Consider the following 23,111-nt stretch of genomic DNA (forward strand, 5'->3'; position numbering starts at 1 on the left):
AATTTATAAAAAACTACATTCTTATATTATTCCTAAATTATGTTTTAGCGAATCTTTTTATTTGGTTGTATCCAAAGAGTATAATTTTCTTATCCATAGAGGAAATATTTCTAAATTGAAATTATCTACCATCCTATAGATAACATTAGCTAGCATTATACCAGAAATTAAATCTAAAATTACATGTTGTTTAATAAATTGAGTTGATAGTATTATTGATAAACCTACTAACCATATACAAGCTTTAATTAATAAATTTTTTTCTTCACTTTTCATAATGCCTTTAATCATAAGGTAGCTAGTTAAAACGTGTATACTTGGAAAACAATTAAAAGGGTTGTCTTTACCATATATAAATCTAACAACGTTTGTAAAAAAATCATTTCCTAGTAATTCAGGCCTTGGTGTAGCAGTTTGAAATATAAAATATACGATATAGCTTATGAGCATTCCTAAAAGTAAACTACATATAGTTTTGTAGTAAACCTCTCTATAATAAAAACATAAGTATATTAGAGTAAGTCCTATAAATGGATAATATAATAAATAAGGTATAACAAATACTTTTAGAAAAGGTATAAAATTGTCTATAGGGGTTACAAGATAGTGAACTCCTCTTAAAGAATTATTAAGAACTCCATAAATAATAGTTTCTATTGGAATTAATAACATTAAAGTTAAAGGAATTAAGTTTTTTTTCAATAATTTCATATTTTTATCACGCCCTTCTAAGTTTAAAAAGGAGTTTTATCTATAGCTTTTTAGAGATTTGCATACTCCTAAATACATTCATCTAAGTCAAACAAAACTATATTTAAAATTATACATGAAATATATTAATTATTTGTGAAAAAAATCATTAAAAATTTCTTAATTTTTTAAATAAAGTATATACAGCATAGGTTATATTAATAGAGATATTTATGTAATTAAAATTTTACTCAGCAGCATATTGAAGTTAACAATAATTACTACTGAGCAACATTAAAGTTCATTTGACTATATAATTATAACAGATTTTACACTATAAAGTGCATCTTGTCCACTAAATAGTATTAAGATAATTATTATTTTTTTAAATTTATTAGAAGTATTTCTTTAGAATGTTTTCTATTTTTTTTATCATTATAATAGAGAAATTTACACTTAGATACAATACCACTCATAATATGACCGGTGATAGTTTTTATATTTACTATTTCTCCTATATTACAATTACTTAAGCAATTTCCTCGTATAAAAACTTTAACATCTGGATAGTTAGCACTATAACTTACTTCTTCGATTTCTATTAAACTACCTTTTTTAATCATAGAGTTCCTCCTTATTTTTTTGGTTAGTAAATTATATGTAACTATGGAGGAAATATTTCTCGTTTTTGGAAAACAAAAAAACAGCAGCATTATCATAAACATTGGTTAATGCTGCTGCTATTTTGAATTTTAGTTAAAAGTATAATTTAAGTTTTATTTATAAATAGGATACTTAGCACATAAATCATATACTTGGTTTCTTATTTCACTTAAATCTTTATCTCTATTTTCTATTACATAATTTATGAAATAAGCAATTTTCTTCATTTCTTCTTCTTTAAATCCTCTTGTAGTTACAGCAGGTGTTCCTAGTCTTAATCCACTAGTTACAAAAGGACTTAGCTTTTCAAAAGGTATAGTATTTTTGTTAACTGTAATTCCAGCATCATCTAATAATTTTTCAGCATCTTTTCCATTTATGTTTTTATTTGTTAGATCTATTAAAATTAAATGATTGTCTGTTCCACCAGTAACTAATCTAAATCCGTATTTTATAAGTTCATCACCAAGAACTTTACAATTTTTTAATACTTGGTCTATATATGTTTTATAATCATCTTTAAGAGCTTCTCCGAAACATACTGCCTTACCAGCTATTATGTGCATTAAAGGTCCACTTTGAACTCCAGGGAAAACTGTTTTATCTATTGCTTTTGCATATTTTTCTTTGCAAAGTATAGCTCCACCTCTTGGACCTCTTAAAGTTTTATGAGTTGTAGTGGTTACAAAATCTGCATATGGTACTGGAGATATATGTTTTCCAGCAGCTATTATACCTGCTATATGAGCCATATCTACCATCATATAAGCTCCTACTTCATCACATATATCCTTTATTTTTTTAAAGTCTATTTCTCTTGGATATGCACTAGCGCCAGATACTATCATTTTAGGTTTATTTTTTAGTGCTAAATTTCTAAGTTCATCATAATCTATTCTTTCAGTTTCTTCATTTACTCCATAAGATATAAAGTTATAAAGTTTACCTGAAAAACTAGCTTTACTTCCATGAGTTAAATGTCCACCATGAGTTAAGTCCATACCAAGTACTGTATCTCCAGGTTCTAATACACTCATGTAAACAGCCATATTAGCTTGAGAACCTGAATGAGGTTGAACATTAGCATATTCTGCATTAAATAATTTTTTCATTCTTTCTCTTGCTAAATCTTCTACTATGTCTACAACATGACAGCCTCCGTAATATCTCTTTCCAGGTAATCCTTCTGCGTATTTATTAGTTAAAAAAGATCCCATAGCTTCCATTACAGATTTGCTAGTGAAGTTTTCTGAAGCTATAAGTTCTATACCTTTTTCTTGTCTATCTTCTTCTTTTTGAATAACATCAAAAACTGCTTTGTCTGTTTTTTCTAATTCTTTAAAATTCATTTGTTTGCCCCCTTAGTAATTAATTTATTGTAATTTTTTGTAATACTTATTGAAAATTAGATAATAAATAACCCTGTTTTTTAAAAAAACTTCAACAAAGTATTATAAAAATTATAAGTTCATTTTTATGTTTTGGCAACATATTATTTCATTAAATTTTTGTTAATATTTATACAAACTGTTAATTTGTTATGTTTATTTTTATGATATAATAACCATATGAATATGTGGATAAATTGATTTGTTATTTATATCAAGGAGCATATATATTATGGATGTTAATAGGATTTTAAATGTGGCAACTTATGCTGGCAAGATAATGTTAGAAAATGGAGCAGAAATTTATAGAGTCGAGGAAACAATAGTAAGAATATGCAGTGCTTATGGTATACATGGAGTAGACACATTTGTAACCTTGACTGTTATAATGGCTTCTGCGGATCAACCATATCAACAGACTCTATCAATTGTGAAAAGAGTTAAGAAAAGAACTTTAAACTTAGAAAAAATATCTATGGTAAACGATATATCTCGTAATATAAAAAATAAAGGATATACATTGGAATTTATGGAGGATCAGTTAAAACATGTAGATTCTACGAAACCTTATAGTAATAAGATAAACATATTATTTTCAGGTATGGTGGCAGCATTTTTTACTTTAGTCTATGGTGGTAATATGAGAGATTTTTCAGTGGGTTTTATAATAGGATGTTTAATTAGGATAACATCTGAAAAACTTAATTCATTGGAAACTAATGAGTTTTTTATAAATATCATAAGTGGAGCTTTAACTGCATTAATAGCTTTATTTACTACACATTTTGGCATTGCTGCAAACTATGATAAAGTCATAATAGGATCTATTATGTTATTGGTTCCGGGGCTTGCTATAACCAATGCTATTAGAGATACTATAGCTGGGGATTTAATATCGGGTATTTCAAGGGGAATTGAAGCTTTTTTAATTGCTATAGCTATAGCAGCAGGTACAGGAGTTATTCTTAAACTGTGGTTTAATTATTTTGGAGGGGTATAGATATGGTGCTTAATGTTTTGTATACTTTAATAGCCACTTTATGCTTTGGAGTTTTGTCTAATATAAGAGGAAAAAATTTAATTTTTGCTTCTTTAGGCGGAGGTTTAAGCTGGTCGGCTTATCTAATATCATCTTCCTATTTTCATATTTCTAATATTTTTTCTTTTTTTATGGCTGCACTATTAGCTGCAGCGTACTCTGAAATTATGGCAAGAGTTATTAAAACACCAGTTACAACCTTTATTATATGTGCAATGATACCGCTTGTTCCTGGTGGAGGTATGTACAATACTATGTTTCAATCTGTACAAGGAAATGCAAATGCATCTTTAACATTAGGTCTTCAAACACTGTATATTGCAGGAACAATAGCTGTAGGAGTGTTTTTTATATCTTCTATAGCGAAGATAACGACAAAGTTCAGCAAACAAAATATTTCTAAAACTAAAAAATAGTGCAAGGGAATGAGTTGCACTATTTTTAAATATTTAATATGAACTTTTCTATAATTTCACCAATACCACCATTATTGTTATTTTTTTCTGTTATATAGTTTGCATATTGTTTTAAGGAATTTCTTCCATTAGCCATAGATATACCAACACCAGCAGCCTTTATCATGCTAATATCATTTTCATCATTTCCTATAGCAATACATTGTTCTATAGGTATTTCATAATATTTAGCTAAAAGTTTTAGTGCAGTACCTTTAGAACTTCCTATACCCATTATTTCTAAATTATTTATTTCAGATTTTGTAGTTTCAATTTCGTTTAAATTATCTATTTTACACCTTAAATATTCTAAATATTTCACATCGTCATCCATTACTACTATTTTATCTATATTTGAATTGCTCCTTATTATATAGTCTTTAGCATCCTTTATAAGACGTATTTCCATTCTATATTTTTGGTCAACTTTTCTATTGAAATTATAAAATTTTTTTGCACTATATTCAAATTGTTCGCTACAAAAAACATTACCATCGTAAAAGTGATAATATGTATCTTTATCCTCTCTTAAAATATTTATAATTTTTATTAGGTTACTTTTAGAAATAGGGTTTGAGTAAATTATATTTTTGTTGTGGTCAAGAACTATAGCTCCATTAGCACAAATTATAGGCTGATTTTTTCCTATAGTTTCTTCATAAAATTTTAAAGTAGCAGGGACCCTTCCTGAAGCTATTACAAATTTAACTCCAAGGGAAGTGGCCTTATTTATCATAGCTAAATTGTAATTTGATATATTTTTATCATCATTTAATAGTGTTCCATCCATATCTGATGCTATTATTTTATATTTCATATTTAAATTTCAGGCCTCCTATATTAACTTATTTCAAATAAATATGACAGTAATAAATATTATCTTTATAACATAATTTTATTCTAGAGGTGATAATATTGAAAAAAATATGGCTTTACCTAAGTATGTCATTTATTATAGCTATTTTATTTGTAGGATGCAATTATAACTTAAGTAATATTATGTATAATAAAAATAAACCCAATAATTTTTATTATACTAATTTGTTAGCTAAGGATTTAACATTAGAAACTTCATACAAATGTATAGCTGTAGATACAAATTTGTCCAAAGAAAAGGAAATAGATGGTGAAAATAAGCTCATATTTAAAAATATGCTTAAATCACTTAATAAAAATAATTTTATCGCAAAACCTAAGGAGCTACCAGATAAACCTGCATACAAAATATTTTTTACGTTTAATAAAGAGAAAATGGTGATTAGTGTATATAATGAAAAATTTATTTCTATTTATCCTTGGGATGGCAACTATGACATGGATTATATAGATATGAATGGGGTACCTGTATCCTTAAATTTATATTCTCTATGTAAATTTATATTCAATTAAAAAACATAAGCTCATTGTATTAAAAATAAGTTGTACACAATGAGCAATGTTTAAGTAAATTATGAATTAAACAAATTTTCTATTTTATTAAAAACACCTTTCCAAGACATACTATCTATAACTTCTTTTACTTTTGGGTCTTTTTTATAGTATTTATTTTTAATTTTTTCTAATTGATGTTCTATAGCCTTGGAAAATTCCTCTTCAAAGTTAGGTAAATTTTCTTCAAAAGGTTCATCTAAACTTTTCAGAGAGGGCATTTTAACATATTCTATTAACCCTTTTTTATTAATGTAATCTCCGAAAAAATCTTTAACACCAGGCAAGTTTGTAGTTACTATTAACATGCCAGATGCAAGAGCTTCAGTTAATACCAAAGGGAGTCCTTCAAAAAAGGATGGAAATACAAAAAGATGACTTTCTCTAAAGAGCTTTGATAATTCATTTTGAGGAATTGAGCCTTTCAGTATTATTTTTAATCTGCTTTCTTCAGCCATTTTTTCAATGGCTTTAAATTGGCTGCCTGTGCCAGAGCCTGCCAAAATTAGCTCTATAGAATTTTTATCTATATCTAGTTTATTATAAGCTTTTATAAGGGAAGGAATCCCTTTTGCAAAATTTAATTTCCCGGCATAAATAAGTTTTATCTTATCCATGTTTTTTTCAGTATCATTAGTATAAAAAATGTTTGGATTAAATCCAACTCCGACTACAGTGATTTTATTTTTGTCTATTTGATATTTTTTTATTATCTCATTTTTTTGATCTTCATGTAGAGCAGCTATATTGTCTATATTTTTACAATAGTTAGATACATAATTATTAAAATTAGGAGCTAAATCCATTTGTCTTAAGTCTGTACCATGACATATTGCTATTGTTTTTATAAGTGGAAACATTTCTTTCACCATTGCTGAAAGTATCCACAGATGATGAGTTATTATTATATCAGGTTTAAATTCCATTACTGATTTTGTAAGAACTTCAGAAAAGGCATTTTTCCATTTGATTAGCATATCCTCATTTAATTTTCTATACATAGTACTTTTATAAGGCATTATGTCTGTCATACCTACTACAGGAAAAGGAAGATTTTCTGTTTCAAAAACTACAGGATAAAATTTAACATTTGTCTTAAAGTATGTATTAGGCTCATTTGCAGGGATACCTGCTATTACAGCTTGACAATAGCCTTTTTTTTCTCCTTGCTCTATTAAAGCTTGAAGATATGTACCACTGCCTGTTTTTTCAGGCCTTTGAGCTATTATATGTAGTATTCTTTTCAAATTTAACACCCGCCTAATTAAATTCATATTTACTAATTATAAAAAGGTGCTGTATATGTGAAAACACCCTTATGTCTAATGTAATCTCATACATTATAACATAAGGGTGTTTTTATAGGCTATATTATTGTTTAAAATAGAAAATTATAATATGTTTCCATCGGTAGAAATTGTAACTTCTTTGTAAGGTACAATTGTTTGGCTTTTAAGCATGGCTTCTTTTACGGCACTTACAATGCCTCCACAGCATGGAACTTCCATTCTTACTACAGTTATGCTTTTTATATTATTGTTTTTTATAATTTCTGCTAATTTTTCTTTATAATATTCATTATCATCAAGTTTTGGACATCCAATTACTGTTATGTGATCTTTAATAAAGTCGTTATGAAAATTTGCATAAGCATAAGCAGTACAATCAGCAGCAACTAAAAGATTTGCATTTTTAAAATATTGTGCATTAGGATTAACTAATTTTAGTTGAACTGGCCATTGAGATAGTTGAGATTGCATAGGCACATCCAAACTAATTTCTTTTGCTTTAACAACATTATTATTAGCAACATTTAGAGTCTTTCTTTCGATTTTTTTAGCCATAGTTCCTGGACATCCGCAAGGCATTGGCTTTGAAGAAGATTTTTCATTTGCTCTTTCAGCCATTCTCTTTTTTACAGCTTCCTCATCATATTCTTTACTTTCTCTTTCAATAATTTCTATTGCACCAGTTGGACATTGAGGTAGGCAATCACCAAGTCCATCACAGTATTCATCGCTTACTAGTTTAGCTTTACCATCTATAAGTTCAATAGCGCCTTCGTGACAACCTTCAACGCATAATCCACATCCATTACATTTTTTTTCATCTATGCTAACTATTTTTCTTTTCATTGTTGTTTCCTCCTAATATTATCTTGATTTTATGGTTTTATTATATTAAAATTTAATAAAATGTTCTGTAACTTATGTTACAAAAATAAAAAAATTAGTGGGGAGTAAAAATGAATAATTTTTCATCAGTGTTAAGTAAATGTATAATTTTTAAAGGTTTTTCTAAAGAAGATATAGAAAATATGATAAATAATATAGACTATAGAAAAAAATCCTTTAATAAAGGAGAAGTTGTAGCTGTAGAAGGTTCTGATTGCTCTAATTTAGGAATTGTTATATCTGGGAGTGTTGAAGTACAAAATATTTATGAATCTGGAAAAATAGTTACAATTACTAAAATAGAAGAAGCACATATTTTTGGTGAAGTTATAATATTTTCAAATCAAAATGTATATCCTGCAACTATTGTTTCTTCTTCCAAAACTGAAATTTTATTTATATCTAAAGAAAATATTTTAAAGCTTTGTAATTTAAATTTTGCATTTTTAAATAATTTTATGACTCTTTTATCTAATAAAATATTAATGTTAAATAAAAAATTAAAAAATGTATCACTGCAGACAATAAGGCAAAAAATATCAAATTTGATTTTAGAGGAGTATTCAAAACAAAAAAGCTTAACTTTAAATTTGAAGTATTCAAGAAAAGAAATGGCAGAACAATTAGGAATACCCCGTCCATCATTATCAAGGGAATTGGTTAATATGAAAGAAGAAGGTATATTAAATTTTGAAAAAAATAAAATTGAAATTTTAGATTTAAATCTTTTGGAGAATAGTCTTTTTTAATCAAGGGACTATCTCAAAAACAGAAATTTGGGATAGTCCTTAAATTTTAATATCCTAAGTTTTCACCAACTATTATAACTTTTATTCTTCCTTTTTGACCTTGTCTTCTTATTAGTACATAGTCGTTGCATACTCTTTCGTTACTATTGCAATCCATACAATATCCTACTTTAGTACAAGGAGTATTTCTATTTAATCTTTTTGCATTAGCTGGAGCTGAACAATTTCTATTACGTTCTATAGCTTCATCTAAATTGCTTACAATTTTATTTATACCTACAATTACAATTACTTTATCTGGTCCATAAAGCATAGCAGCTACCCTATTACCATTACCATCTACATTGTATAATTCACCTTGCTCAGTAACAGCATTGCTGCTTACAAAATATGCATCTGCCATAAAGGTTTTTCTAAAAATATCTTTTATATCTTCAGGTTTTAAATTATCTTCGTATCTATCGAGAAAATTAAACTTACCACATCTTAAGAAGTCAATAATTTTTGTTTCAAAAAGAGTCATAGATCCTCCTACGGATACAGTATCTCCTTCTTTTACAAATTCGTTTATTTTACCCATTAAAGCTTCTTTATCCTTTACAAAATAGGCTTCCATATTATTTTTTTCTAAGGCTTCCATGGTTCTTTTAATCTTCTGTTCTACGACCCATTCAGTATTCTTATCCATTTGATACACCCCCAAAATTTATTTTGTGCTTAAGTATAGTATATGAAAGTTATATCTATTTTTCAATATATAAAGAAATTTCAAAGATTTATATGAGGAATGGCATACAGTGATTAAAAAAGTAAAGTAGTATTTATACTTAATTTTAATATAAATATTATTTATGATTGAAATGGCAAATATTTAATAATATGATAATTAATTGACAGTAATCATTATGTAAGAATATAATGATATTTGAAGATAATTGTCAAACAATGGATAAATCAGTAAGCAGATATCATAAGGTAAGAATATGTTACTTACTTTTGGCAAACGTTTACTAATGCCCAGAAAGTTAGGTGGAATATGAAAATGATTAAGATTGAACATTTAAAAATGCAATTTGGACAATCTGTTATCTTAAAAGATATTAATATTGAGATAGAAAAAGGCGAGGTTATAGTATTAATTGGTCCATCAGGTACAGGCAAATCCACATTTCTTCGTTGTCTTAATTTTTTAGTAAAGCCTACAGAAGGTAAAATTACAATTGATGATTTTACTGTGGATGCTAAAAGTGCTTCTAAAAAGGATATTTATAGATTAAGGCAAAAAACATCCATGGTTTTTCAAAATTATAATTTATTGAAAAATAAAACTGCGATTCAAAATATCATGGAACCTATGGTAACGGTACAAAAGAAAAGTAAAAAGGAAGCTGAAGAGATAGCAGTTGCTTTACTTAAAAAAGTAGGACTTTTAGAAAAAAGGGATGCATATCCCAAAGAAATGTCTGGTGGACAACAACAAAGAATAGGAATTGCAAGAGCAATGGCTGTGAATGCAAATGTGATTTTATTTGATGAACCTACATCTTCTTTAGATCCTGAATTAGTTGGAGAAGTGTTAACTGTGATTAAACAATTAGCAGCAGAACATAACAAAACAATGTTGATTGTAACTCATGAAATGAAGTTTGCAAAAGAGGTTGCTGATAAAATGATTTTTTTAGAGGATGGTTATATTGCAGGAATGGGAACTCCCAAAGAAATATTTGAAAATTGTACAAATGAGAGAATTAGAAAATTTGTAAATACAGTGACAGCAAATAGTATGGAGGATAAATAAATGAATTTTGATTTTCAATGGTTTATTAATCTATTTCCAATTGTTTTACCATCATTAAAATTAACAATTGAAATATCCCTAGTATCTTTAGTATTTACATTATTGTTGTCTATTGTAATATCCATTGTAAGATATTATAAAGTATGGGGAATATCTCAATTATTTGGCGTATATATTACATTTTTTAGGGCAACGCCACTTGTAGCACAACTATTTATACTGTATTTTGGTCTTCCTTGTGTAATTCCAGCATTAAAATCTATGACAGCATTTCAAGCAACTGTAGTTGCTCTTACATTAAATACAGCTTCTTTTATGGCAGAAACTTTAAGAGCAGCCTTAGAATCTGTGGAAGTAGGACAACTTGAAGCTTGTTATTCAATGAGTATGACAAAATATCAGACAATGATGCGTGTTGTTTTGCCGCAAGCATTTGTTGTAGCACTACCTTCTCTTGGAAATCAATTTATTGGTATTATTAAAGGATCTGCATTAGGATTCACAGTAGGTCTTGCAGATATAATGGCAAAGGCAAAAATGGAAGCTGCATTAACTCTACGCTTTTTTGAGGCATATTTATGTGTAACTTTAATCTATTTAGTAATTGTAATCTTTGTGGAAAAAATTCAAAGATTATTAGAAAAAAGAATTCAAAAATACTGTTAAAAAATAAACTTACATAAATTTATATTAAAAAATAAGGGGGAAAAATATGAAAAACATTAAGAAAATACTTTCATTTGCAGTATGTGCTTGCATGATTTTTGGTATGACTGCATGTGGAAGTACAAAAAATGATTCACAAAAGAAAGAGGAAACTAAAGGTCCTGCAAAAATTATTGTAGCATCTGGTTCATCTTCAGTACCTAATTCATATGTAGAAAATGGAGTACATAAAGGTCATGAAGTAGATATTTGGAATGCTATTTCTGCTAAAACTGGTATTAAAGTTGAATTTGTAACTGGTGATTTTGATACTTTATTTGGATACTTGGATTCTGGTAAAGCAGATACAGTAGGAAATACCATTACAATTAATGCTAAACGTCAAGCTAAGTATGATTTTTCTGAACCATATGCATATATTCCAGAAAAATTAGTTGTACATTCAGATAAGACTAATATCAAAAAATTAAAGGATATATCTGGTATGACTTGTGGATTTTCATCAGGTTCAAATGGTGGAAACCTATTTCAACAAATTGCTAAGGAACAAGGAATTAATATCAAGTTAGTTACATATGATAGTTCTGATTTATTAAACGAAGCTTTTCGTCAAGGAAAAGTTGATGCTATGATTTACTCTGCAGGTGAAGTGGCATATAAAATTAAAAATCATATTCTTGATGCAAGAATGGTTGAAGAGGATGTTACAGTTGGAGCAAAGGCATATCCATTTGTAAAAGGCAATGCTAATTCAGAAAAATTAAATAAAGCTGTTACAAAAGCTATTCAAGAAATGAAGAAAGATGGTACACTTACAAAGATATATCAAAAGTGGTATGGAATGGACTTTAGTGAGAAACCAAAGGATGCTAAAATAGCTAATTAACATTTATGAAAATTATGAATATACTTTAGGCAGCATTAAGCAGCCTTTATCAGATGACTACCCGCTCTAAATACATACGTTTTTTAAAAGTGTATGTTATTAGAGCGGGTACGTCCATAGATAATGATTTCTAAAGATTATGCGAAAAGTGATATTTAGAGGAAGTATTTATCCGATCACTACCAAAAAATTCACATAATATTAAGGGCTGAGTTTATGAGGTAAATAGAATTATGAATAGTAAAATAAAAAGTATTTCAGAAGAAATACAAGATTTATTAATTAGAATTAGAAGGAATTTGCATGAAATACCAGAATTAGCATTTGAAGAATATCACACTTCAGAAATGATTATAAGTGAACTGAAAAAATTAAAGGGTATGGAGATTTCAGCTGGTTATGCTGGAGGAACTGGTATTGTAGCCACTTTACAGGGGAAGAAGGGGAAAAGTGATCAGTGTGTGATGATAAGAGCTGATATGGATGCTCTTCCCATTGAAGAAAATAATGATTTGGCATATTGTTCAAAAGAAAAAGGGAAAATGCATGCTTGTGGTCATGATGCACATATTACTTGGACATTAGGTGCGGCGATGATTTTAACTCAGCTGCAAGAAAGTTTTTCAGGAACTGTAAAATTTGTTTTTCAACCAGCTGAGGAAATTGCAGCTGGTGCTATAAAAATGGTTGAAGAAAAAGTATTAGAAAACCCAAAAGTAGATATTGTATTAGGTGCACATGGGTTTCCACAATATGACACTGGAAAAATAATTATTCCTCAAAAAAATGCATTTTCAGCTGCAAGACCTTTATGTATTAGGGTAATTGGAAAAGGCGGACACGGTTCATGGCCCCAGGATTGTGTAGATCCTATTGCTGTTGCAAATCAGATTTATATGAGCTTACAACAAATTATATCTAGAAAAATGAAGCCTGCTGATGCAGCAGTATTAACAATTGGTTCTATTCATGCTGGTCCTAAAGACAAAGGAAATATAATACCAAATGAGTGCATATTAAGAGGAACCTTAAGACATACCACTGTGAATGGAATGGAGTCTATGGTTCAATGGGTAGAAGGAATTTCACAGCATATTGCAGCAGCTAATGGTGCAAAAGTAATTGTACAATGTTATCATGGAGTAGAGCCTGTTATTAATGATAAATATTGCAACAAAATTTTTCAAAAATCAGCAGAAGAAATTGTAGGAAAAGAAAATGTAGAGATGTTAGAGGAGAGTAATCTTGGTGGGGAAGATTTTTACCATTATTCTCAAAAAGTTAAATCAGTTTACTTTTTTGTAGGTTGTGCGCCAAAAAATAAAGTAGGAACTTTTAGTTTACATAGTTCTAATTTTTGTATAGATGAAAGTATATTAGGAACTGTTGCAGCTGTACTTTCAAATACAACTATTAGTTTTTTAATGAATAATAATGTGGGGGGTAATTAATTTGTTAAAGTATATCGAAAGGAAACAAACAGATAGTACAAAGTGGGATGGACTGGAATCCATGTTTGGAGAAAAAGATTTACTATCTTTATGGGTGGCAGATATGGATTTTCAAGTATGTGATTGTGTTATTGAGAAGCTCAAAGAATATTTAGAATTTGGAGTTTTAGGATACTATAAAGAACCAGAAGGATATAAACAATCCTTTATTAACTGGGAAAAAACTTACCACAACTATGAACTTAACAAGGAATGGATTCGATATTCTCCAGGTGTTGTCCCAGCTATTAATTGGTTTATACAGATACTAACAGAAAGAAATGATTCAGTTATTGTTTTAACACCTGTTTATTATCCATTTTTAGATGCGGTGAAAAATAATGGCAGAAAATTGATAGAAAGCGATTTGATTAATGAACATGGAAGTTATACTATCAATTTTAAAGATTTCGAAGATAAAATTATAGAAAATAATGTAAAGTTATTTATCCTTTGTTCACCACACAATCCTGTAGGTAGAGTTTGGAAAAGGGATGAGCTTCAAAGTCTTATAAACATTTGTAAAAAACATAATGTGAAAGTGATTTCAGATGAGATTCATCAAGATATTGTAATAGGTAAAAATAAGCATATTCCAACTGCTGCTGTTAGTGATTATGATTCCATTGTTACTCTTACGGCTGGAACAAAAACTTTTAATCTTGCTGCATGCAAAAATTCATTTGTTATTATACCAAATACTGAAATTCTTAAAGCTTTTGATAATTTTGTACAATGTATTCGTATTCCAAGTGGAAATACCTTTGGATATATTGCAGTACAAAGTGCTTATGAAAAGGGAAGAGAATGGCTCAAAGAAATATTAAAGCAAATTCAGGAAAATTATTTATATATTAAAGAAACCTTTAATAAAGAATTGCCACTTGTAGAAATATCTCCACTAGAAGGAACTTACCTAACTTGGATTAATTTAGGCAGTTATATAGAGGGTGAAGATGTGGAAAGATTTATTAAAGAAAAATGTAAATTGGCTTTAGATTTTGGAGAATGGTTTGGCGGGGAACGCTTTAATAATTATGTAAGAATGAATATTGCTACTTCCAAAGAAAATGTAGCTAAAGCAGTTAATCAAATCATACATGAAATCCAGATGATGAAAAATAAATAGTATAATAAATAAAATTAATGAGGATAAAGAATTTTGATCTTTATCCTTTTAAGCATATGTAAGTTAATTTAGGGATACTAAGTGTGAAGTATCCCTTTATTTTGATGTATTGTGTGATTACATTTTTTGAACATTTGAAGCCTGCAGTCCTTTTGGTGTTTCTATTACATCATATTGAACTTGTTGACCTTCACTTAAATCTTTTCGTTTTCCTTCTTCTTTTATAGCAGAATAATGAACAAATACATCTGTCCCGTCCTCTCCTGATATAAAACCAAATCCTTTTTCATCATTGAACCATTTTACTACACCTGTTAGCATTATAAAAAACCTCCAAATTTTTAATAAAGTTATTATGTCTTTTTATTATGTGCATTATTTAATTAATAATACGGAAGAATTATAAAAGTGAAATCCTTTGCATAAATAAAAGTTTTTTTTAGGTATTGATTTTTTTAATATAAGTTGTTACAATAACATTATAAAAATTTAACAGTTTAGCATGGTAAATTGATAACGTAATAAAACGAGGAAGTGAAATATATGATAAGTTGGAAGAGATATATTCCAGAAGGAACAAAGGATACATTATTTGAAGAGTGTACAAGAAAAGTAGAAATAGAAAATATACTTAGAAAAACTTATACATGCAGTGGATTTTTAGAAGTTAAATCTCCTACTTTGGAGTTTTATGATGTTTTTAGTGGAGAAAGTTCTACTTTAGCTCAAGAAAAAATGTATAAGCTATTTGACAATCATGGGAGGATATTAGTACTTAGACCGGATATGACAACCCCTATAGCTAGAATAGCTGCTACAAAGTTAAAAGAAGTTACCCATCCATTGAGATTATGTTATACATCAAATGTATATAGAGTAAATGAGAGTTTAAATGGAAAAAATAGCGAAATTACTCAGTCTGGTATTGAAATTATTGGAGTCAAAAGTTTAAAAGCTGATGCAGAAGCTATAATTACAGGAATAACAGCTTTGATAAATTGTGGAGTAGAGGATTTTAAAGTAGAGCTTGGTCATGCTGAATTTTTTAAAGCTATCATAGAAGACGTGAATATAGATGATGAAGAAAAAGAAAAACTTAGAGTATATATAGAAAACAAGAACTTTACAGCTTTAAGTGAGTTTTTAGATAAAAATAGAAACAGTATGAATAAAGACACGTTAAAGATATTAAAGGAATTACCAAAATTATTTGGAAATATGGACATACTAGATGTAGTTTGTACTTTTACAGATAATGAAAAAGCATTAGAAGCAATAAATGATATAAAAGCAGTATATGAAATAATAAAGGATGCAGGATTAGGAGATTATGTATCAGTAGATTTAGGTATGGTACATTACTTAAATTATTATACGGGAATAATTTTCAGAGGATATGCAGAAGGTGTTGGAGGAAACATATTAAGTGGAGGAAGGTATGATAACTTAATAAAACAGTTTGGTGAGCAACAAGAGGCTACTGGTTTTGCAGTAAATGTAGATAGTATTATAAGTGCTTTGGAGAATTGTGGACAAATTAATGAAAGTAAAGTGAAAAAGATTTTAATTTATTATAAGAATGCAGATTTTAAGAAAGCTTATGATAAGGCTTTAAAACTTAGAGAAGATGGTAGTATTGCAGAATTAAGCTTATTTGACTCTCAAAAAGAAGCTGAAGAATATGCACAAGAAAAGGGAATGGAGTTTATTATAATTTAGAACAGATTGTGGAAATGGAGCGTTTAGCATGATAAATAGAAAAACAATTAAAATAGCTTTAACAAAGGGCAGAATTGAAAAGTGTGCTGTAGATATATTTCATAAGTCAGGTATAGATTGTAGTGATCTAATGAATAAGGGAAGAAAATTAATATTCCATAATGATAAGTTTAATATAGATTTTGTTCTAGTAAAGGCTCCAGATGTGCTCACATATGTGGAACATGGAGTAGTAGATATGGGCATAGTTGGAAAGGATACATTGTTAGAACAGAATAGAAATTTTTATGAAGTGTTGGATCTAAAATTCGGGAAATGTAAATTTGCAGTTGCGGGACCTAAAAACTCAAATTTTTATGAAGGATATAATAGAAAAAAGATAGCTACAAAATATCCTAATGTAGCTAGAAATTATTTTAGAAAAATAGGTCAGGATGTAGAAATTATAAAAATAGAAGGTTCTGTAGAATTAGCGCCAATATTAGGATTAGCAGATGCTATAGTGGATATAGTTGAAACAGGAAATACATTAAAAGAAAATGGTTTAGTTGTGTACGAGGATATATGCAGTATTAGTGCAAGATTAGTTGTAAATATAGCTAGTATGAAAATGAAGAAAAAGGAAATAGAAGAAATAGTGGATTTACTTCAAACTGAAATGAAATTAGGAGAATTAGTATTGGAATAATGGAGCCTAATTTAACATATTTTTAATTCATGACTTTGGAGGTAATAAACATGAGTATTATAAATACCATATATGGAAATACAAAGGCTGGCAAAGATTTTTTAAAAAGTTTGCGAAATAGAGAAGAGTCAGTACATCAAGAAGTAACTAAGCAAGTTGAAATAATCTTAAGAGATGTAAAAGAAAAAGGTGATGAGGCTTTAATTTCTTATACAAATCAGTTTGATAGTAAAAATGTAGATATAAAAAACATTTGTGTAACCAAAGAAGAAATAGATAAGGCTTATGAAAATGTAGATAAAGAATTTATTGATGCTATAAATTTAGCTGTAAAAAATATAAAATTTTTTCATGAAAAACAGAAAAGAAATTCATGGATGATTACAAATGAAAAGGAAGTTGTACTGGGACAACAGATAAGGCCATTGCAAAAGGTAGGAATATATGTTCCTGGAGGTACTGCAGCTTACCCTTCATCAGTACTTATGAATACAATTCCAGCTAAAGTGGCTGGAGTTCGCAGTATAACTATGGTAACTCCCCCATCAAAGGATGGAAGTATAAATCCTAATATTTTAGTAGCAGCAGATATAGCAGGAGTAGATAAGATTTATAAAGCAGGAGGAGCTCAAGCTGTTGCGGCATTAGCCTTTGGGACAGAAACTATAGAGAGAGTTGATAAAATAGTAGGGCCTGGAAATATATATGTGGCTATGGCTAAGAAAAGCGTTTATGGAAATGTAGATATAGATATGATAGCAGGACCTAGTGAAATATTAGTTATAGCAGATGAAAATGCTAATCCTAAATATATAGCAGCAGATTTGATGTCTCAAGCTGAGCATGATAAGCTGGCATCCGCTATATTAATAACAACGTCAGAAGATTTAGCAGAAAAGGTAAAAGCGCAATTAAAGCTACAGGTAGAAAATTTAAGTCGTAAGGATATAATATTACATTCTCTTAAAAATTATGGAGCTATTATAATAGTTGATAGCATAGAAAAAGCCATTGAAATGTCAAACGATATAGCACCAGAACACTTAGAGTTATGTATAAAGGATCCATTTTTAAGTTTAGGAGATGTAAAAAATGCAGGATCAATATTTCTTGGATATTTTGCACCAGAACCGTTGGGAGATTATATAGCTGGACCTAACCATGTGCTTCCAACTAGTGGAACTGCTAGATTTTTCTCACCTCTTTCGGTAGATGACTTTGTAAAAAAGAGCAGTTTTATACGATATTCAAAAGAAGCTTTGTTAGATGTAGGGGATAAGGTTATAAAATTAGCTGAAACTGAGGGGCTTACAGCCCATGCAAATTCTATAAAAGTAAGAATGGAAGATTAATATAATTAGAAAAAGTTAAGCATAGAAGGTGATAGGATGAGAACAGCACAAATAGATAGAAAAACTTCAGAAACAGATATAAGTATAGATATAAATTTAGATGGAAGTGGAAAATATGATATAGATACAGGCATAGGGTTTTTTGATCATATGCTGTGTCTTATGTCAAAGCATGGATTAATGGATGTTAAGATAAAAGCAAAGGGAGATCTTTATGTAGATCCTCATCACACTGTTGAAGATGTAGGTATAACTTTTGGAAAATGCATAGAAAAGGCTTTAGAAGATAAGAGTGGTATAAAAAGATATGGAACAGTATTTCTTCCTATGGATGAGGCTTTGGCTATGGTTTCTATGGATATAAGTGGAAGACCATATATAGTATTTGATGCTGAATTTAATTCAGATAAGGTTGGAGAAATGGATACAGAGCTAGTAGAAGAATTTTTTAGAGCAGTGGCTTTTAATGCAGGCATAACTCTTCATGAAAAAATACTTTATGGTAAAAATAGTCATCATATGATCGAAGCTTTATTTAAAGCTTTTGGTAAGGCTTTAAAAGAAGCTGTCACAAAGGATGAAAGAATAAAAGGAGTTATGTCCACAAAAGGAAGCTTATAGTGAAAGAGGTGTGAATATATTGATTTCAATTATAGATTATGGAATGGGAAATTTAAGAAGTGTTCAAAAGGCTTTAGAATATATAGGTGAGAAAGCTGTAATAACTTCAAATATAGAAGAAATACTAAAAAGTGACGGTGTTATTCTTCCAGGTGTAGGGGCTTTCCCCGATGCTATGGAGAATTTAAAAGAAAAATCTCTAGATAAGGCTTTAAAAGAAGCCGTGGATAAAGGAATACCTACACTTGGCATATGTCTTGGAATGCAGCTTTTATTTTCAAAGGGAGAAGAAGTAAGAGATTGTGATGGTTTAGGATTTTTTAAAGGAACTATAAAAAAGATGTATGGAGACATAAAAATACCTCATATGGGATGGAATGGTCTTAAAATGGAAAAACAATGTGCTTTGCTTAAGGGAATAAATGAAGAAAGTTACGTGTATTTTGTTCATTCATTTTATGCAGATATAGAAGAAAGTGGCATACTAAATGCTACAAGCAAATATGGAATAGATGTACCAGCAGTTGTAAGCAAAGGTAATTTATTTGGAGCACAGTTTCATCCAGAAAAAAGTGGAGATGTAGGTATAAAAATTCTTAAAAATTTTGCTAGTTTGATTTAGAAAGAGGTGTTTTTAGTGATAATACTTCCAGCTATAGATTTAAAGGATGGAAAATGTGTAAGGTTATATCAAGGAAAAATGGATTCTTCTGAAGTAGTAGCTAAGGATGTTGTGGAAACGGCATTGGAATTTAAGGCTTGCAAGGCAGAATATATTCACATGGTAGATTTAGATGGAGCAGTTAAAGGTTCTATGAAAAATATAGATAAAATTTTAGATGTAATAGATAAAGTGAAATTGCCTATAGAAGTTGGCGGCGGAATAAGAGATATGGAAAAGATAGATTATCTCATAACTAGGGGAATAAGCAGAGTTATATTGGGTACAGCAGCCTTAAATAATCCTAATTTAGTAACTGAAGCAGTTAAAAAACATGGAGAAAAAATAGCAGTAGGGATAGATGCAAAAGATGAAAAAGTAGCTGTAGATGGTTGGATGAATATAAGCAGCATAGATTACATAGATTTTGCAAAGGAAATGGAGAAAATAGGAGTTAAAACTATCATTTTTACTGATATAAGTAAAGATGGAACACTTCAAGGGCCTAATTTAGAACAATTAGGCAAAATACAAAATAGTGTAAGCTGCAATATAATAGCTTCTGGTGGAATAAAAAGTATAGAAGATTTAAAGATTATAAATGAAATGGGCATTTATGGAGCTATCACAGGTAAGGCTATATATTCTGGAAGCATAGATTTAGAAGAAGCTATAAAGATTTGTAAATAACTATTTGTTAAAACTGCATTTAATTAGAAATAGACAATCAGAAGTTAAAAGTTAATATTCAATAATTAATAGTGAAGGAAGTTTTGAATTATGAGCAAGTATTGGAGTGAAATTACGAAAAGTATAGAACCTTATGTTTGCGGAGAGCAGCCTAAGGATAAAAAATACATAAAATTGAACACAAATGAGAGTCCATATCCTCCATCACCTAAAGTGTTAGAAGCAATAAAAAATGCAGCTAATGGAGAATTGAGATTGTATCCAGATCCTGATTGTGATGAATTTAGAAAAGCTATTGCAGAATATTATAATTTAAGCAAAGATGAAATCTTTATAGGTAATGGATCTGATGAAGTTTTAGCTTTTTCATTTTTAACTTTTTTTAACACTAATGAGACTATTATCTTTCCTGATATAAGTTACAGCTTTTATCCTGTTTATGCTGGGTTATATAATTTAAATTATAGGCTTGCAAAATTAGAAGATGATTTCTCTATACCAGTTAGTGAGTTTGCAGAAAAAAATGGAGGAGTAATTATTCCAAATCCTAATGCACCTACAGGAAGGTGTCTTGATACAGATTCTATAAAGAGAATTTTAAATTACAATTCTAATAAAGTAGTTATAATTGATGAAGCTTATATAGATTTTGGTGGAAATTCAGTAGTTGGACTTATAAAAGAGTACGATAATCTCTTGGTAATACAAACACTTTCTAAATCAAGGTCACTAGCAGGAATTCGTGTAGGTTTTGCCATGGGTAATAAAGAACTTATACAAGGGTTAAATAGAGTAAAAAATTCTTTTAACTCTTATACCATAGATAGGGTGGCAGCAGCAGCAGCAGTGGCAGCAATAAAGGACAAAGAGTATTTTACACAGTGCGTAACAAAGGTAATAAACACAAGAGAAAGAATTATAAAAAAATTAAATTCTTTAGGATTTAATGTGGTACCTTCAAAGGCTAATTTTATTTTTATAACACATAAGGATTATGCTGCTAGTGATTTGTTTGCTAAGTTAAGAGAAAAAAGTGTGCTGGTAAGATATTTTAGTAAAGAGAGAATAAACAATTATTTAAGAGTAAGTATAGGGTCAGATGAGGAAATGAACTTCTTCATTGAAAAGTTGCAGGAAATTATGGATGAGATTTAATAGGTATGAAAAGAGGTGACAATTTTGCTTACAAAGAGAATAGTACCCTGTCTAGATGTAAATATGGGCAGAGTAGTAAAAGGAATTAATTTTGTAAATTTAAAGGATGTAGGAGATCCTGTAAGTATAGCAGAAGCTTATAACAAGGAAGGCGCAGATGAAATTGTGTTTCTTGATATAACTGCTACACATGAAGGAAGAAAGACTATGATAGATGTAGTTAGAAAAACAGCAGAAAAAGTATTTATACCTCTTACAGTTGGAGGTGGTATAAGAGATTTAGAGGATTTTAAAAATATTTTAAGAGCAGGTGCTGACAAAGTATCTGTGAACTCAGCAGCAATAAGAAATCCAGAACTTATAAAAAATGCAGCAGATAGGTTTGGAAGTCAGTGTGTGGTAGTAGCTATAGATGCTAAATTGAGGGAAGATAAAACAGGTTGGAACGTTGTTATAAATGGTGGAAGAATAGATACAGGTTTAGATGCTGTAGAGTGGGCGAAAAAGGCAGAAGGTCTTGGAGCTGGTGAAATACTTTTAACAAGTATGAATACAGATGGAACAAAAGCTGGATATGACATAATGCTTACTAAGGCCATAACAGATGCAGTAAACATCCCTGTAATAGCATCAGGAGGCTGTGGAACTTTAGAACATTTTTATGAAGTCTTTGCTAATTCAGGTGCAGATGCAGCATTAGCTGCTTCGCTTTTCCACTATAGGGAATTAAGTATAAAACAAGTTAAAGAATATTTAAAGAAAAAAAATATAGAAATAAGAGATTAAATTATATATTGGTTATTTGAAGAAATAATCTTATAAAGATTTATTGTAGCAAAGAGGTAACATTATGCAAAAGTTAGAAAAAATAGATAAGGTGAACTTTACAAAATTAAATTTTAGCAATGAATTGATTCCGGCAATAGTTCAAGATTTTGAAAATAATGAAGTACTTATGCTTGCTTATATGAATGAAGAATCCTTAAGAAGGACTCTTGAAACTGGAACTACTTGGTTTTGGAGTAGGTCTAGAAGTGAATTTTGGAACAAAGGAGCAACATCAGGACATTATCAATATGTAAAAGCTATTTATGTGGATTGTGATGAAGATACTCTTCTCATAAAAGTAGAGCAAATAGGAGCTGCTTGTCATACAGGTAACAGAACCTGTTTTTATAGAAATGTTTCCATTTAAAAAAATAATTTAAAAGGGGGAAATGAAAATGGAATTAAAGAACATAGTACAACAACTTTATGAAATAATAGAGGATAGAAGAGAAAATCCAATAGAAGGATCTTACACAAGTTATCTTTTTAAAGAAGGAATAGATAAAATTTTAAAAAAAGTTGGAGAAGAAACAGCTGAAGTTATTATAGGAGCTAAAAATAATAGCAAAGATGAAACAGTCTATGAGATAAGTGATTTGCTTTATCATGTTGTAGTTTTAATGGTGCAGCAAGGAATAAAAATAGAAGACATAACAACAGAACTTGAAAAGAGAAGACAAAAAATATGCAACAAAAAACCGGAAAGAAAAGAAGTTCAAAGTATACATTAGGAATTAATGCTAATGACCTAAGATTGAGTATAAAATCTTAGGTCATAAAATTTTATTAGAAATAAAATAAAAAATCATCCGATAATTCAAAAAATGTGATATTATGTAAAT

Annotated in this window: 27 protein-coding genes; 19 read left to right on the top strand and 8 right to left on the bottom strand. The window is 29.2% G+C overall.

Translation table 11 applies throughout. The features are described from left to right. Window positions 1-57: 57 nt before the first annotated feature. The 3 genes from Ccar_RS00175 to glyA form a co-directional block, all read right to left on the bottom strand. Window positions 58-711, bottom strand: coding sequence for a phosphatase PAP2 family protein (locus Ccar_RS00175; RefSeq protein ID WP_007061431.1), 654 nt, complete (start codon window positions 709-711; stop codon window positions 58-60). Window positions 712-1,067: 356 nt separating this feature from the next. Beyond that, window positions 1,068-1,313 (bottom strand): hypothetical protein, encoded by a 246-nt coding sequence (locus tag Ccar_RS00180; RefSeq protein WP_007061430.1) that lies wholly within the window; start codon window positions 1,311-1,313, stop codon window positions 1,068-1,070. Between the two features lie 153 nt (window positions 1,314-1,466). Next, entirely contained in the window at window positions 1,467-2,702 is a 1,236-nt protein-coding gene (glyA, locus tag Ccar_RS00185) for a serine hydroxymethyltransferase (RefSeq protein ID WP_007061429.1), read from the bottom strand. A 271-nt stretch (window positions 2,703-2,973) separates the two neighbouring features. Here glyA and Ccar_RS00190 point away from each other — a divergent pair, with 271 nt between their 5' ends. Both Ccar_RS00190 and Ccar_RS00195 read left to right on the top strand, forming a co-directional pair. Next, window positions 2,974-3,741 (top strand): threonine/serine exporter family protein, encoded by a 768-nt coding sequence (locus Ccar_RS00190; protein WP_007061428.1) that lies wholly within the window; start codon window positions 2,974-2,976, stop codon window positions 3,739-3,741. 2 nt (window positions 3,742-3,743) lie between these two features. After that, a complete protein-coding gene (locus Ccar_RS00195) occupies window positions 3,744-4,196 on the top strand; it encodes a threonine/serine exporter family protein (protein WP_007061427.1) in 453 nt (150 codons plus the stop codon). Window positions 4,197-4,221: 25 nt separating this feature from the next. Here Ccar_RS00195 and Ccar_RS00200 read toward each other — a convergent pair whose 3' ends face one another. Next, the gene (locus Ccar_RS00200) at window positions 4,222-5,052 is read right to left on the bottom strand and encodes a Cof-type HAD-IIB family hydrolase (protein ID WP_007061426.1); all 831 of its coding nucleotides are present in this window, start codon (window positions 5,050-5,052) and stop codon (window positions 4,222-4,224) included. A 98-nt stretch (window positions 5,053-5,150) separates the two neighbouring features. On the opposite strand from Ccar_RS00200, the gene Ccar_RS00205 reads away from it, so the two are divergent. Then, window positions 5,151-5,624 (top strand): DUF4883 family protein, encoded by a 474-nt coding sequence (locus Ccar_RS00205; RefSeq protein ID WP_007061425.1) that lies wholly within the window; start codon window positions 5,151-5,153, stop codon window positions 5,622-5,624. Between the two features lie 59 nt (window positions 5,625-5,683). Here the strand turns inward: Ccar_RS00205 and Ccar_RS00210 are convergent, their stop codons facing one another. Together Ccar_RS00210 and Ccar_RS00215 are read right to left on the bottom strand one after the other, a co-directional pair. Next, window positions 5,684-6,910, bottom strand: coding sequence for a glycosyltransferase family 4 protein (locus tag Ccar_RS00210; RefSeq protein WP_007061424.1), 1,227 nt, complete (start codon window positions 6,908-6,910; stop codon window positions 5,684-5,686). Between the two features lie 144 nt (window positions 6,911-7,054). After that, entirely contained in the window at window positions 7,055-7,798 is a 744-nt protein-coding gene (locus Ccar_RS00215; protein ID WP_007061423.1) for an ATP-binding protein, read from the bottom strand. Window positions 7,799-7,908: 110 nt separating this feature from the next. On the opposite strand from Ccar_RS00215, the gene Ccar_RS00220 reads away from it, so the two are divergent. Next, on the top strand, window positions 7,909-8,586 hold the full coding sequence (locus tag Ccar_RS00220; protein ID WP_007061422.1) for a Crp/Fnr family transcriptional regulator: 678 nt from the start codon (window positions 7,909-7,911) through the stop codon (window positions 8,584-8,586). 46 nt (window positions 8,587-8,632) lie between these two features. On the opposite strand, the gene Ccar_RS00225 is transcribed toward Ccar_RS00220, so the two are convergent. Next, window positions 8,633-9,274: a lactate utilization protein gene (locus tag Ccar_RS00225; RefSeq protein WP_007061421.1), complete on the bottom strand. Its 642-nt coding sequence runs from the start codon at window positions 9,272-9,274 to the stop codon at window positions 8,633-8,635. A 354-nt stretch (window positions 9,275-9,628) separates the two neighbouring features. Here Ccar_RS00225 and Ccar_RS00230 point away from each other — a divergent pair, with 354 nt between their 5' ends. From Ccar_RS00230 to Ccar_RS00250, 5 genes are all read left to right on the top strand, one after another. Beyond that, entirely contained in the window at window positions 9,629-10,384 is a 756-nt protein-coding gene (locus tag Ccar_RS00230; protein ID WP_007061420.1) for an amino acid ABC transporter ATP-binding protein, read from the top strand. Beyond that, complete coding sequence (locus Ccar_RS00235; RefSeq protein ID WP_007061419.1) at window positions 10,385-11,050, top strand: amino acid ABC transporter permease; 666 nt, start codon at window positions 10,385-10,387, stop codon at window positions 11,048-11,050. A 46-nt stretch (window positions 11,051-11,096) separates the two neighbouring features. Next, a complete protein-coding gene (locus tag Ccar_RS00240) occupies window positions 11,097-11,936 on the top strand; it encodes a transporter substrate-binding domain-containing protein (RefSeq protein WP_007061418.1) in 840 nt (279 codons plus the stop codon). A 233-nt stretch (window positions 11,937-12,169) separates the two neighbouring features. After that, window positions 12,170-13,387, top strand: coding sequence for a M20 metallopeptidase family protein (locus Ccar_RS00245; protein WP_007061417.1), 1,218 nt, complete (start codon window positions 12,170-12,172; stop codon window positions 13,385-13,387). A gap of 1 nt (window position 13,388) precedes the next feature. Further along, entirely contained in the window at window positions 13,389-14,555 is a 1,167-nt protein-coding gene (locus tag Ccar_RS00250) for a MalY/PatB family protein (protein WP_007061416.1), read from the top strand. Between the two features lie 117 nt (window positions 14,556-14,672). Here the strand turns inward: Ccar_RS00250 and Ccar_RS00255 are convergent, their stop codons facing one another. Beyond that, a complete protein-coding gene (locus Ccar_RS00255) occupies window positions 14,673-14,876 on the bottom strand; it encodes a cold-shock protein (RefSeq protein WP_007061415.1) in 204 nt (67 codons plus the stop codon). A 222-nt stretch (window positions 14,877-15,098) separates the two neighbouring features. Between Ccar_RS00255 and Ccar_RS00260 the strand changes: the two genes are divergently transcribed. From Ccar_RS00260 to hisE, 10 genes are all read left to right on the top strand, one after another. Next, window positions 15,099-16,274 (top strand): ATP phosphoribosyltransferase regulatory subunit, encoded by a 1,176-nt coding sequence (locus Ccar_RS00260; protein ID WP_007061414.1) that lies wholly within the window; start codon window positions 15,099-15,101, stop codon window positions 16,272-16,274. Window positions 16,275-16,302: 28 nt separating this feature from the next. Next, a complete protein-coding gene (gene hisG / locus Ccar_RS00265) occupies window positions 16,303-16,962 on the top strand; it encodes an ATP phosphoribosyltransferase (RefSeq protein WP_007061413.1) in 660 nt (219 codons plus the stop codon). Window positions 16,963-17,012: 50 nt separating this feature from the next. Further along, entirely contained in the window at window positions 17,013-18,314 is a 1,302-nt protein-coding gene (gene hisD / locus Ccar_RS00270) for a histidinol dehydrogenase (protein WP_007061412.1), read from the top strand. A gap of 36 nt (window positions 18,315-18,350) precedes the next feature. Next, window positions 18,351-18,935, top strand: a complete 585-nt coding sequence (gene hisB / locus Ccar_RS00275) for an imidazoleglycerol-phosphate dehydratase HisB (RefSeq protein ID WP_007061411.1) — start codon at window positions 18,351-18,353, stop codon at window positions 18,933-18,935. A 10-nt stretch (window positions 18,936-18,945) separates the two neighbouring features. Then, window positions 18,946-19,557 (top strand): imidazole glycerol phosphate synthase subunit HisH, encoded by a 612-nt coding sequence (gene hisH, locus Ccar_RS00280; RefSeq protein ID WP_269819733.1) that lies wholly within the window; start codon window positions 18,946-18,948, stop codon window positions 19,555-19,557. 15 nt (window positions 19,558-19,572) lie between these two features. Then, window positions 19,573-20,286 carry a 1-(5-phosphoribosyl)-5-[(5-phosphoribosylamino)methylideneamino]imidazole-4-carboxamide isomerase gene (gene hisA, locus Ccar_RS00285; RefSeq protein ID WP_007061409.1) on the top strand — a complete coding sequence of 238 codons (714 nt, stop codon included), beginning with the start codon at window positions 19,573-19,575 and terminating at the stop codon, window positions 20,284-20,286. A 90-nt stretch (window positions 20,287-20,376) separates the two neighbouring features. After that, window positions 20,377-21,441 carry a histidinol-phosphate transaminase gene (gene hisC, locus Ccar_RS00290; protein ID WP_048029773.1) on the top strand — a complete coding sequence of 355 codons (1,065 nt, stop codon included), beginning with the start codon at window positions 20,377-20,379 and terminating at the stop codon, window positions 21,439-21,441. A gap of 24 nt (window positions 21,442-21,465) precedes the next feature. Then, complete coding sequence (gene hisF, locus Ccar_RS00295; RefSeq protein ID WP_007061406.1) at window positions 21,466-22,227, top strand: imidazole glycerol phosphate synthase subunit HisF; 762 nt, start codon at window positions 21,466-21,468, stop codon at window positions 22,225-22,227. Between the two features lie 64 nt (window positions 22,228-22,291). Beyond that, entirely contained in the window at window positions 22,292-22,636 is a 345-nt protein-coding gene (hisI, locus tag Ccar_RS00300) for a phosphoribosyl-AMP cyclohydrolase (RefSeq protein ID WP_007061405.1), read from the top strand. Between the two features lie 28 nt (window positions 22,637-22,664). Continuing rightward, window positions 22,665-23,000 carry a phosphoribosyl-ATP diphosphatase gene (hisE, locus tag Ccar_RS00305; protein ID WP_007061404.1) on the top strand — a complete coding sequence of 112 codons (336 nt, stop codon included), beginning with the start codon at window positions 22,665-22,667 and terminating at the stop codon, window positions 22,998-23,000. Window positions 23,001-23,111: the final 111 nt, after the last annotated feature.

Source organism: Clostridium carboxidivorans P7, from assembly GCF_001038625.1.
Lineage (GTDB): Bacteria > Bacillota > Clostridia > Clostridiales > Clostridiaceae > Clostridium_AM > Clostridium_AM carboxidivorans.

Excerpts from the sequence above, each read along its gene's own strand:
- Ccar_RS00175 (WP_007061431.1), bottom strand. The coding sequence starts at position 711 with ATGAAATTATTGAAAAAAAACTTAATTCCTTTAACTTTAATGTTATTA.
- Ccar_RS00180 (WP_007061430.1), bottom strand. The coding sequence starts at position 1,313 with ATGATTAAAAAAGGTAGTTTAATAGAAATCGAAGAAGTAAGTTATAGT.
- glyA (WP_007061429.1), bottom strand. The coding sequence starts at position 2,702 with ATGAATTTTAAAGAATTAGAAAAAACAGACAAAGCAGTTTTTGATGTT.
- Ccar_RS00190 (WP_007061428.1), top strand. The coding sequence starts at position 2,974 with ATGGATGTTAATAGGATTTTAAATGTGGCAACTTATGCTGGCAAGATA.
- Ccar_RS00195 (WP_007061427.1), top strand. The coding sequence starts at position 3,744 with ATGGTGCTTAATGTTTTGTATACTTTAATAGCCACTTTATGCTTTGGA.
- Ccar_RS00200 (WP_007061426.1), bottom strand. The coding sequence starts at position 5,052 with ATGAAATATAAAATAATAGCATCAGATATGGATGGAACACTATTAAAT.
- Ccar_RS00215 (WP_007061423.1), bottom strand. The coding sequence starts at position 7,798 with ATGAAAAGAAAAATAGTTAGCATAGATGAAAAAAAATGTAATGGATGT.
- Ccar_RS00220 (WP_007061422.1), top strand. The coding sequence starts at position 7,909 with ATGAATAATTTTTCATCAGTGTTAAGTAAATGTATAATTTTTAAAGGT.
- Ccar_RS00225 (WP_007061421.1), bottom strand. The coding sequence starts at position 9,274 with ATGGATAAGAATACTGAATGGGTCGTAGAACAGAAGATTAAAAGAACC.
- Ccar_RS00230 (WP_007061420.1), top strand. The coding sequence starts at position 9,629 with ATGATTAAGATTGAACATTTAAAAATGCAATTTGGACAATCTGTTATC.
- Ccar_RS00235 (WP_007061419.1), top strand. The coding sequence starts at position 10,385 with ATGAATTTTGATTTTCAATGGTTTATTAATCTATTTCCAATTGTTTTA.
- Ccar_RS00240 (WP_007061418.1), top strand. The coding sequence starts at position 11,097 with ATGAAAAACATTAAGAAAATACTTTCATTTGCAGTATGTGCTTGCATG.
- Ccar_RS00245 (WP_007061417.1), top strand. The coding sequence starts at position 12,170 with ATGAATAGTAAAATAAAAAGTATTTCAGAAGAAATACAAGATTTATTA.
- Ccar_RS00255 (WP_007061415.1), bottom strand. The coding sequence starts at position 14,876 with ATGCTAACAGGTGTAGTAAAATGGTTCAATGATGAAAAAGGATTTGGT.
- Ccar_RS00260 (WP_007061414.1), top strand. The coding sequence starts at position 15,099 with ATGATAAGTTGGAAGAGATATATTCCAGAAGGAACAAAGGATACATTA.
- hisG (WP_007061413.1), top strand. The coding sequence starts at position 16,303 with ATGATAAATAGAAAAACAATTAAAATAGCTTTAACAAAGGGCAGAATT.
- hisD (WP_007061412.1), top strand. The coding sequence starts at position 17,013 with ATGAGTATTATAAATACCATATATGGAAATACAAAGGCTGGCAAAGAT.
- hisB (WP_007061411.1), top strand. The coding sequence starts at position 18,351 with ATGAGAACAGCACAAATAGATAGAAAAACTTCAGAAACAGATATAAGT.
- hisC (WP_048029773.1), top strand. The coding sequence starts at position 20,377 with ATGAGCAAGTATTGGAGTGAAATTACGAAAAGTATAGAACCTTATGTT.
- hisI (WP_007061405.1), top strand. The coding sequence starts at position 22,292 with ATGCAAAAGTTAGAAAAAATAGATAAGGTGAACTTTACAAAATTAAAT.
- hisE (WP_007061404.1), top strand. The coding sequence starts at position 22,665 with ATGGAATTAAAGAACATAGTACAACAACTTTATGAAATAATAGAGGAT.